Below are 11,406 nucleotides of genomic sequence, written 5' to 3' on the forward strand. Positions count from 1 at the left end.
TAGCTATAAACTATTATAACCAAAGGGATCATTTTTTTATCCTATATTATTAACTTCTAGCAGCTCCATCTACCGATAGTACAACTCCTGTAACATAACTTGCCATATCACTTGCTAAGTATAGGAAGGCATTAGCAATGTCCTCAGGTTCCCCAACTCTTCCCAAAGGAATTGTTGATATTAATGGTTTTATAATCTCATCAGGTAGGTTTTTCACCATATCTGTATTTGTAACACCTGGGGCAACTGCATTTACACGTATATTATCTTTTCCAAGCTCTCTTGCAAGAGATTTTGTAAGTCCATTAACTGCAAATTTAGATGTTGGGTATCCACATCCAGATGGTTGCCCGTAAATACTTACCATAGAACTTGTATTTAGGATAACTCCACCTTGTTGCTTTTTCATAATTAATGCAACTACTTGAGAACAATTAAATACTGCATTTACATTTAAGTCCATGATTTTAGAAAAGTCTTCAGCTTTATAATCATATATTGAATCCCTTGCTGATATTCCAGCATTATTTACAAGTATATCAATTTTGCCATATGTTTTCTTAACATTTTCAAAAGCCTCTTTTACCTCTTCTATAGAGCTTAGATTCGGCCATATGCCCTCAACATTATATTCTGGATTCTCACCTCTAAGTGTCTCTACAGCCTTATCAACAGTTTCTTTTCTTGAACCACATAAAACTACTGTTGCTCCATTATCTAGGTATTTTCTTACAATTGCAATTCCTATACCTCTTGTTCCTCCTGTAACTATAGCTACTTTACCTTTTAACATAACAATTTCCCCCTTATAAGTTGTATTTTAAATTCTGAATCTATAAGATTAAATTTAATAAAACGTACTCATATATTAGGTGTAAAGGCTTATAACTATATTATACCACTAATAAATGCAATCTTATAGAGAGCTTTCACCTAATTTCAGCCCTATTTTATATTACATATTTTTCTCTTATAGTTTACAAAACACTAAATATAATCCTCAAAAACAATCCCCATTTTTAAAAAATAAAATCCACTTTCCTATAATACATAACCACTAAGTATTTTTCACCTAGCAAATTAAAGTATAAAGGAAAGTGGACTATTTATTGTTCTAGATTCTAGAATCTAGTTAACTTTAAATTTATTTTTCTTCATCTACAACTAATCCGTTTAATTTACCATCTAACGCCCAAAGTATAACACCAGATGCTATAGCTATACCAGCTATTACGAATTGTACAGTTGAGAAATTGAATTTTAATGTAAATTCATATAACCATCCATAAGATTTTCCTGCAAAGAATACAGCAAGTACCCAAACACTCATCATGCTTGTTAGTAATTTTGGTGGTGCGAATTTACTTATAAATGAGTTTCCAAGTGGTGAGAATACCATTTCACCAAGAGATAATACCATACCGAACGCTATTATCCATCCAAGAGGTGCAAGATTTCCTCCTCTTGTAACATCAGCCATACCGAATATTACATAAGATAATCCTAATAATAACATACCTAAAGCAGTTTTCTTGAACATACTTAAGTCACCTTGAGGTCTCTTAGCTAATGTAGACCATACTTTACCAAGAATTGGTCCTAGTGCTATACACATAAATGCGTTTAATGAGTCAAACCAAGCTGTTGGAACTTCGAAGTTACCTATCATCCAGTTAGCAGCTGCGTTTTCCCCACCCCAGTAGTAGTAAACTGGCATATATGCTAGGTACCAGAATACCCAGAATATTACAGAGAATATAGATACTAGTATTATAGCTCCTACTCTCTTCTTTTCTAATGTTGTAAGAGGTTTAGCTTCTTCTTTTTTATCTTCTTTAGATTCTTCATGCTCATCAATTTTGAATGGTCTTTTTCCTGCTTCACCTAAGAATCTCCATCCAAATACAAACCAAGCAGCATTAACAAACATCATAAGTCCACAAACCAAGAAACAGAAAGCATATCCTTGAGTTCCAGCTAATACACCTAATATTGTTGTTCCTATGAAAGAACCTATATTAACGAAAGAGTATTGAGTAGAGAATGCACTATCCAGTTGTCTAGGGTCATCAAAAAGTCTACCTGTGATAGCACTTGTTTGACTCTTGAATAAACCTGTACCTATAGAAACTAATAAAATCATTAAGTTTACCATAGTAGCACTAGTAGCTTGCCATCCTACTAAGTAACCTGCACCCATTAAAGCCATCCCAACAGGAACAAGATATCTAGCACCTATATAACGGTCAGATATATATGCACCGATTAATGGAGCAAGATAAGTAAATGCAACTAAGTTTGCAGTCATCTTAGCACCATCTGCAGCTGTAAGACCAAGTCCTCCATCTGCTACTGAAGCAGCTACGAATACTGCTATTAACCATTTTGATCCATAGAATGCAAATCTTTCCATTGTGAAAGCAAGTGAGCATACATAAAAACCAAAAGGTCTTTTGTTTGTGTTTTCCATTTTTTTTCCCCCTTATTTAAGTATATTTTGAATTATTGCGTCCCTGAAATCTAATGATTTCTGAGTTATATATCAAAGAATATCCCATAATAAAATTGGTAATTCTTATGATAACTTTACTTGATACAGATTTTGAAATCCTTTTCCTATAAAATAAATATTTTATTTTTCAGGCTCATGATATTTATCTAATAAAAATATAATAATTATACTTATATTTTAAGTATATCTTTTTAATGCTTTTTTTGTCTGTTTTCTCGATACAAGTTTTGAATGTGCTGCATATATAATGGTATGTATTAATTAAGTAAAATTTATGTAGAAAAAAATATTATATTGGCTTTTTCTTAAATATATTATCATAAAATTATAATATCACAAAAAATGCCTCTAGTACAGAACAAAAATAAAAAATTCACAAAAATGAAAACATTTCTGAAACTATAGTTAATCTACTGAAATTTTTTCTATAATTTTCTATAATATTAATGATAAGAGTGTTAAAATTTTTCCAATGTCTCATTGACATTTTCACTCAAGAATAATATTATCATAGTAGTATTTAAATAATTAAAAATAGGGGGAATACATAATGGATACAAAGAAACTGAGCAGAGTTCTAGAGTCAATGAAGGACCATGAGATTCCACAAATGATTATCTCTGATCCCACAGCTATTTTTTATTTAACAGGAAAATGGATTATCCCTGGTGAAAGATTATTGGCATTATACTTAAATGTTAATGGAAACCACAAAATTATTATCAACGAATTATTTCCACAAGAAGAAGATCTTGGCGTAGAAATTGTATGGTACAACGATATCCAAGACGGTGTTGAAATCTTATCTAGATATGTGGAAAAAGATAAAGTTATAGGTATTGATAAAGTATGGCCTGCTAAATTCTTATTAAGATTACAAGAACTTGGTGCAGGAAGTAAGTTTGTAAACGGGTCATTAATAGTTGACTACGTAAGAATGATTAAAAATGAAGAGGAAATAGAAATTTTAAGAGAATCTTCAAGATTAAACGACATAGCAATGGGTGAATTAATTCCTTGGGTAGGAAAAGGTTTATCTGAAAAAGAATTAAATGCTAAAATACGTGAAATCTATAAGGGTCTTGGTATAAATGATGTATCTTTCGATCCTATAACTGCATATGCAAAAGGTGCAGCAGACCCTCACCATGTAACTGATGATACAAAAGGTAAACATGGGGACTGTGTTATCCTTGATATAGGAGGATTCTACAAAAACTATGCATCTGATATGACAAGAACTGTATTCCTTGGTGAAATTTCTGAAAGACAAAGAGAAATCTACGATATAGTTGTGGAGGCTAACCTAAGAGGTATAGCTGCTGCAAAACCAGGAAACAGAATGTGTGATGTTGACTTAGCTGCAAGAAATTATATCGAAGAAAAAGGATATGGAAAATACTTCACACATAGAACTGGTCACTCTTGTGGTCTAGAAGATCATGAGTTTGGTGATGTTTCTTCTGTAAATGAAGACATAATCAAAGTAGGACAATGCTTCTCTGTTGAACCAGGAATCTATCTTCCAGAAGAAGGTATCGGTGTTCGTATAGAAGACCTTGTTATAATCACTGAAGATGGTTGTGAAGTATTAAATAAATTTACAAAAGACGTTATTGTAGTTCCTGAAGAAAAATAATCTAAACTAAATATAAAATTTAATATCAAAATACAATCAACAGGAAATTATATTTGTTAAATAGACTTACTACAATTATAATTTCCTAATATTTGTACATGAAAATAAGGAGATTTATTATGAAAATTACTGAAGGATACATGCCTTTTGAAGGTTTTAAAACTTATTATCGTATAGTTGGCGAATCTACTGGAAATAAAAAGCCATTAGTTTTATTACATGGTGGACCAGGTTCAACACATAACTATTTTGAAGTACTAGATAAAATAGCAGAAAGCGGTAGACAAGTAATAATGTATGACCAAATCGGTTGTGGTAACTCATTTGTAGAAGGCCACCCTGAATTATTTAATGCTGATACTTGGATAAAGGAGCTTGCAGAATTAAGAAAACATCTAGGTCTTGATGAGATCCATTTATTAGGACAATCCTGGGGAGGTATGCAAGCTATTTGGTATGCTATAGAATACCAACCAAAAGGTATAAAATCATATATTCTTTCATCTACTCTTCCATCTGCAAAACTTTGGGAAGAAGAACAAAAAAGAAGAATATCATACATGAGCGAAGAAGATCAAAAAGCTTTACTTGATGCAGAAAAAACTGGAGATTACTCTAGCAAAGAATACGCTAATGCATTAGATAAATTTATGGAAATGTACTGTGCTGGTCAGGTAACTGAAGATTCTCCAGAATGCTTAAGAAGACCTAAAAAAGCTGGTTCTGAAGCATACGTTGTTGGATGGGGGCACAATGAATTCTCTCCTTCAGGAACTTTAGCTGGATATGAGTTTACTGATAGATTACATGAAATAAAAGAGCCTTGCTTAATAACTAACGGTGCAATAGACTTATGTTCTCCATACATTGCAAAAATAATGTATGATAGAATCCCTAATTCTGAGTGGGAATTATTCCAATACAGCCGTCATATGCCATTCGTAGAAGAAAACGAAAAATATATCGAAGTTCTTAATAAATGGTTAGATAAAAACGACTAATATAAATATCAATATCTAGAGGTAGCCACTATTTTAGTGGCTATCTTTTTGTTTTAATTTACCTCTACACTCAACTTATTATTTATTATGTCATTTGAATCATTCTATGCATATACTGAATTATATGCACTATAATATAAAATTTGGAGGTAAATCAAATGCAATTTTGCTATGGAGAAAAAAATCACATAAGAATACTAGAGGAAGCAGAGTTCTGGAAGAGACAAGAGTCAGAGCATACAGTGGTAATCAGAGAGATTGTTACAGATTTAGAAGATGAATTTGTAAATATACTAAAGGATTATCAAAGAGTCCTTAGTGCGACAGAAGCCTCTATATTACAATATATTGAAAGGTTAAATAGAAGTTGCTTTACAATAACTCCGGAAATAGCTGAAAATATCACATATATGATTGAAATCACATTAAAGCAAAGTCAAACATTTATAGAGTTTTTAAATAGTATGATGAAAAATAGTAATGCAGTTAAAAATAACTTTGCAGCTCCTATAGTAATTAGTCATATTATTAGAGAATCAGAGTACTATGTCGGTATTGCTAAGGCATATCTTAACCAGGTAGACTGTAAGTAAACTTAAGATAACCCTTGAATAATAATGCTAACAAAAATCATTATTTTCAAGGGTTAAACTTTTTATATGCTTATGTTTCCTATATTGATTATATCATTATTTACCTTACCATCTTTTATTTCGATAATTCTATCCGCTTTCTCAGCAACCCTTTTATTATGGGTAATTACAATAAAAGTAGATTTAAACTCCTTATTTATTTTCTTTAATAGATCATAAACTGTTTCTGTTGTTTCTGAATCCAGGTTTCCAGTGGGTTCATCGCCCAATATTATTCTAGGATTATTAATCAAAGATCTAGCAATAGCTGCCCTTTGCTGTTGACCACCTGATATATCTGTGGCTTTATTATTTCTAACCTTGCCTAATCCAACTATCTCAATCAAATCATTTGCTCTATTTAAAGCTTCTTTAGTTACTTTATTATGTTTTATTTTATAGGGCATCAATATGTTTTCTAAAACAGTAAACTCAGGCAATAAATAGTGAAATTGAAATATAAATCCTATAGTTTCGTTTCTTAAACTTGCCAGCTGATTTTTATTCATATTTGAGATATTTTTTCCATCAATTATAACTTCTCCGTTTGTTGCCTTATCTAAAGTTCCCATTATATTCATCAAGGTAGATTTACCACTCCCCGAAGCCCCAATAATAGAGTTAAAAGAGCTTTCCTCAAAACCTAAATTTATATCAAAGAGAACCTGCGTTTTTATTTTTTCTCCGTAAATCTTATTTATATTTTTTAATTCTAAAATATTAGCCATTTTTAATCACCTCTATAGGATTTAATTTAGAAGATTTTCTAGCTGGTATAAGTGCAGCGATAGTGGCAGATAAAATAGCTATCAATACCGAAATCGCTATAAATCTATAGTCTAGGTAAAAGGAAACTAAAGGTGTCCCGTCGGCATTTGTTACGAAATTAGAGAAGACGTACGTTAGTGAAATTCCTAAAACAGTACCTAATACAGACCCTATAATTCCTAGTAAAAGACCTTGGAATAAAAATATAAGGCTTGCTGTTTTATCCTTTATTCCCATTGCCTTTAATATACCAATTTGCTTAGACTTTTGAACTACAGATACAGCCAAAACAGATGATATCCCAAGTAAAACTGACAATAATACAAATACCTGTATCATATAACTAGATGCAGATTGTCCCGCCAAACCTGAAAGCAATTCCTCATTTTGTTCCTTCCAGTTTATAGCTTTTAAATTTTCTTTTTTCAAATCTTCTTTAAATTCCTTAGATATAGTATCTGCACTAAATACATCTTTTACTTGAGTTTCTATAGATGACAACTCCTCATCTTTTTCAAATATGCTTCTACTACTATTTAATGTGCTCATCACCCAGGATTTATTTAAACTCGCAACCTTTAAATCATAAACGCCAACTATTTTTATCTCTTTATTTTTTCCTTCTGGTGTAATTATATCTACTTTATCTCCTACTTCTATACCCGTTTCTTCTACAAGATTTTTTCCTATTAGTACTTCTAAATTATCTTTTGGCATTCTTCCTTCGATTAATTTATCGTCAAACTTATAAATTTTATTTGCATCATTAAATTTTACACCTCTTAAAAGTATTGGGTAAGACTCCTCATCTTTAAATAAAAATGCTGAAGAATCCAGAGATTTAGATACAGAGGAAAATCTATCATCCTCTCTCAACTTTTTTATAATATAATCCTTATCTTCAAAAAATTTATCATTCCCATCTGGTACTACTGTAATATGTGAAGAGCTTCCTATTGTTTTGTCTACCAAAGTCTTCTGTAATCCATCTATCAAAGAACCTATAAATATTTGAACCGAAACACCAATAGCTATTCCTATTAAAATTAGGGTTGTCTGCCCTTTATTGGATTTTAAAAATCTAACAGCTATGTTGAGTGCTAATCTCAAATCCCCGTAAAAATCTTTCAAGCCATATCTCCTCCTGATTTTTTAAACTTAATATATTTATAAGCTATTTATAACGATACCCAATTATTGAGATTAGTCGCACTTTTTCATAAATTAAAATAATCCCATGTAAAAATACTTGTTTAACTAAAAATATCCTTATAAATAAAAATATCCTTATAAATAAAAATAATAAGAATTCAATAGATAATACTCCTCGTATTTCAAAGCCATCTTACATAAAAAATCCTTTATAGGCTTTTTTGAGTTACGCCCATCTTCATATCCTTTTATATATTTTGTAAATTTATTTTTTTCAACTTCTGTAGCATTAGATTTAAAATAACCCCAAACATGAAGTAAAGCATTTATTGTACTGCCTATAGTCTCCTCTTTTTTTAAAGCTTCATCTATTAAATTATAAAATTCTAATACAGGGTATTCATCTTTGTTTTTAAGCAGTTCACGAATTCTATTATAGTGCGCATTGGAGTGTTCTAATATAGTATATTTGTATTTGCTCCATTCCATTTCTAAATTGCTTACTTTTTTATCCTCTCTTATGTAGTTGATGCATTTTAGCGTAGAAAGGTTCTTGTCCTTTACCTCTAGCATTATATCTACATCTAGATCTATCTCTTCAATAAATTCTGTAAATTTTTTTATGTCTATAGTAGATGAGTGAGCTCCTTTTCTCTTGTTCACATCTTGTTGTGAATAATGAATCTTTTGAACTCCATCCTCTTTATTCCATGTTTCACTACATAAACTTATCCAATACTTATCATCCTTTGATAAATCATAAGGTAAAACTCTATTGTGTAAATTATCATATACAACAGGTATATTTAAAGTCTGACCAATTTTTAAAACTTCTCCTATATTAAAGGATTTATCATCATTTTCAATTACAATTCTTTGCTTAACTTTGTTATCTAGTAGTTGGAAGTTATCAATAAAACCCTCCACAGCCTTACCCTTATTATTGTAAACTCCTCCTATGTGAAGTATTATTTTATTATCTATACCTGCACCAAGGCTATCCAGTACTCTATTATGGTAATTTAAATCCTCTATTGCTCTTTTCACTACATCCTCATTTGGTGAATTCAGTACTGTATATTGTCCTGGATGCATTGAAACCCTCATACCCGAGTTTTTAATTTTTTCTCCTATTGAACATAGTTTAGAGGAAAATACATCCCACCAAGGTATGTCATTTGCAGGACTTGACCCGAACGGTATTAAGTCTGATGTTATTCTAAAAAGTTTTATATTATTTTTTATATTATACTTTATTATGTTTTCTAGTGAATCTAAATTGTGTTCTATAATCTTTAAAAGATTATCTCTGTTTGCATTCTTTAAAGTGCAACGTTTAAAATTTGTATTTGGTACTCCTTCAGTTAAACATGCATATCCTATTTTCATAAAATTTCTCCCTGTTTTAATATTTAATTTAAAAAAATAATTGCGTTCTAAATTATCAAAGATTTTATCTTTATAGTTAATTATAAATAAATAAAATAGGACTTCAAGCCATTTTATACTAATAAACCAAAAGTCATAGATTCCTTTGATAAAATCTATCCGAAAAGTATTATATATTATCATACAAATGTACAATCATATCATACAATTTTATGTCCATAAAATGAGTATTTTATTATAATTCAACAATTTTAATCTAATGACTATATTTATATACATGACTAAGTCTATGAAATTAAATAAATGTAAGGAATTATCCTAATAAATATAGACCATTTGCTATATAAGAGATTTTCACCTTATTTGCTATAGAGGCATACATTATCATTATTACATTTATTGTATTGGAGGTTTTATAGTATGTGTACTGCTATTACACTACAATCTATGCAAGGAGAAAACTTTTTTGGAAGAACAATGGATTTTTCTCACCCAATTGAACCTGGAATTTATATAATACCTAAAAATTACAAATGGCGTAGTCTTATAACACCTAAAAAGTATGTTGATAGCTATAGCTTTATTTGTATGGGTCAGGAAACTGATGGTATGTTAGGCTTCTTTGACGGTGTAAATGAACAAGGATTTGCCGCTGCAGTCTTATACTTTGCCGGGTGTGCTTATTATGATTTACCTGTAGACAATAAAGAACAAATTGCTTCACTAGATTTTCTGCACTATATATTAGGGCGTTGTAGTTGTGTAGATGATTTAAAATCTCTACTAAAAAATGTCCGTATCGTAGGTATACAGGATCCTGTTACCAAAACATCTGCTCCACTACACTGGATTGCCACTGATAAAAGTGGTAAATGCGTTGTTATAGAGCAAACTAAGACAGGTCTTGAGGTAATAAACAATCCTATAGGTGTTATGGCGAATAGTCCTGGTTTTAACTGGCATATGACAAACCTAAGAAATTATATAGATGTATCAGTTAATCAACCCAAAGAAGTTTATTGGGGAAATGTATCACTAACTCCTTTTGGTCAAGGGGGAGGGACTCTACATCTCCCAGGAGGCTTTACATCTCCTGAACGTTTTGTTCGTACGGCATTTATAAAAACACATGTAACAATCCCAAAAACTAAATCTCAAACACTAATGACATGCTTTAATATTATGAACGGTGTTTTTATTCCTAAGGGTATTGTTATTACCGATAAAGGTAGTGATGATTATACAAAATATATTTCTTTTATGAATACCAATACATGTGAATATTATTTTAAAACTTATGAAAATAATCAAATCATAAAGGTATGTCTTTTGGATTATATACATGCTAATAATCCAATCTTTCTCGGAAAAATTGGATTATCTTCATAGTTTGAATAGTAGCTTTATAAACTATACTTTTGAAAATAATGCTGTGTTTTATAAGATAAAAGTAGGGGTATTCAATCCTATACTCCTACTTTTATTCTTATTGTATTAAATTTAAGAAATAGTTGATGCCTTTTTATTATTAGAGTTATAATCTAGAATACATTGTAATCATTTGCTTTTTAAAATTTTGACTTTCATAGAATTTAATTGCTGATTCATTATTATCAAGTACACTTAATTGTACATATTCTAAATTTCTTTCTTTACACCAATTTTTACATTCATTTATTAACTTTTTTCCAATTCCATTTGATTTATAATCTGATGAAACTATAATATCGAATATATAACCAAGTTTATGATATTCAATCATATTATACGGAGGAGTTTCTTGCTCTTGAACAAGTGAAAACCCTATTATTTCATCATTTTCACATGAAATAAATATTTCAGAATCATCATTTTCTATCATAGATTTAATAAATATTTCATCTTGTCTACTTTCTTTTAAAAAATATGGTTGAAGTTTAGACATTGTTTCTATTAACTCACAATATAAATTTGATATTTTGGTAATATCATCAATATTTGCTTTTCTTATTATCATAGGTTCACTCCTTTATATACAATTTTTTAAGTAAAATCATACCAAAACTTAGTCAAATAAGGAAATTCTAAATAACATACTTATGTTTAATATTTTTATCAGTATTATCTCACTATTATATTGTCATAATTTATAAAACCAAGTGGGTTTGATCTTAAACCTAAGATGTCTTTTCTGTGACCCACTGCTGCCTTAGGATGATACAGAGAAATCCAGGGCATATCGTCTATTATAATTTGCTGAATTTCCCTATAAAGTTGAAGCTTTTTGTTAGGATTTATCAGAGCCTTAGCTTCTTCAAGTTTTTCTATTACTAA

11 protein-coding genes are annotated in these 11,406 nt (G+C 30.2%); 4 read left to right on the forward strand and 7 right to left on the reverse strand.

Annotated elements, in window-relative coordinates:
* Positions 1–49: 49 nt before the first annotated feature.
* Both BUB34_RS00805 and BUB34_RS00810 read right to left on the reverse strand, forming a co-directional pair.
* Complete coding sequence (locus tag BUB34_RS00805; RefSeq protein ID WP_073123283.1) at positions 50–793, reverse strand: SDR family NAD(P)-dependent oxidoreductase; 744 nt, start codon at positions 791–793, stop codon at positions 50–52.
* A 351-nt stretch (positions 794–1,144) separates the two neighbouring features.
* Complete coding sequence (locus BUB34_RS00810) at positions 1,145–2,470, reverse strand: peptide MFS transporter (protein WP_073123285.1); 1,326 nt, start codon at positions 2,468–2,470, stop codon at positions 1,145–1,147.
* Positions 2,471–3,062: 592 nt separating this feature from the next.
* Here BUB34_RS00810 and BUB34_RS00815 point away from each other — a divergent pair.
* The 3 genes from BUB34_RS00815 (at position 3,063) to BUB34_RS00825 (ending at position 5,745) form a co-directional block, all read left to right on the forward strand.
* Positions 3,063–4,151 carry a M24 family metallopeptidase gene (locus BUB34_RS00815; protein WP_073123287.1) on the forward strand — a complete coding sequence of 363 codons (1,089 nt, stop codon included), beginning with the start codon at positions 3,063–3,065 and terminating at the stop codon, positions 4,149–4,151.
* 119 nt (positions 4,152–4,270) lie between these two features.
* Positions 4,271–5,152, forward strand: coding sequence for a proline iminopeptidase (gene pepI, locus BUB34_RS00820; RefSeq protein ID WP_073123289.1), 882 nt, complete (start codon positions 4,271–4,273; stop codon positions 5,150–5,152).
* A gap of 158 nt (positions 5,153–5,310) precedes the next feature.
* Positions 5,311–5,745 (forward strand): DUF2935 domain-containing protein, encoded by a 435-nt coding sequence (locus tag BUB34_RS00825; RefSeq protein WP_073123291.1) that lies wholly within the window; start codon positions 5,311–5,313, stop codon positions 5,743–5,745.
* A 62-nt stretch (positions 5,746–5,807) separates the two neighbouring features.
* Here the strand turns inward: BUB34_RS00825 and BUB34_RS00830 are convergent, their stop codons facing one another.
* The 3 genes from BUB34_RS00830 to uvsE all read right to left on the reverse strand — a co-directional run bounded on the left by BUB34_RS00830 (position 5,808) and on the right by uvsE (position 9,093).
* Positions 5,808–6,512, reverse strand: a complete 705-nt coding sequence (locus BUB34_RS00830) for an ABC transporter ATP-binding protein (protein WP_073123293.1) — start codon at positions 6,510–6,512, stop codon at positions 5,808–5,810.
* Entirely contained in the window at positions 6,505–7,683 is a 1,179-nt protein-coding gene (locus tag BUB34_RS00835) for an ABC transporter permease (protein ID WP_242948792.1), read from the reverse strand. The genes BUB34_RS00830 and BUB34_RS00835 overlap by 8 nt, the downstream gene beginning before the upstream one ends.
* Before the next feature lie 156 nt (positions 7,684–7,839).
* A complete protein-coding gene (gene uvsE / locus BUB34_RS00840) occupies positions 7,840–9,093 on the reverse strand; it encodes a UV DNA damage repair endonuclease UvsE (protein WP_073123295.1) in 1,254 nt (417 codons plus the stop codon).
* Between the two features lie 420 nt (positions 9,094–9,513).
* Between uvsE and BUB34_RS00845 the strand changes: the two genes are divergently transcribed.
* On the forward strand, positions 9,514–10,482 hold the full coding sequence (locus BUB34_RS00845) for a choloylglycine hydrolase family protein (protein WP_073123297.1): 969 nt from the start codon (positions 9,514–9,516) through the stop codon (positions 10,480–10,482).
* A 145-nt stretch (positions 10,483–10,627) separates the two neighbouring features.
* Here the strand turns inward: BUB34_RS00845 and BUB34_RS00850 are convergent, their stop codons facing one another.
* Complete coding sequence (locus BUB34_RS00850; RefSeq protein ID WP_073123299.1) at positions 10,628–11,089, reverse strand: GNAT family N-acetyltransferase; 462 nt, start codon at positions 11,087–11,089, stop codon at positions 10,628–10,630.
* Positions 11,090–11,193: 104 nt separating this feature from the next.
* The coding region (locus BUB34_RS13160; protein ID WP_330392723.1) for a hypothetical protein at positions 11,194–11,406 on the reverse strand (213 nt) is incomplete at its 5' end.

Source organism: Asaccharospora irregularis DSM 2635, from assembly GCF_900129815.1.
Taxonomy (GTDB): Bacteria; Bacillota; Clostridia; order Peptostreptococcales; family Peptostreptococcaceae; genus Asaccharospora; species Asaccharospora irregularis.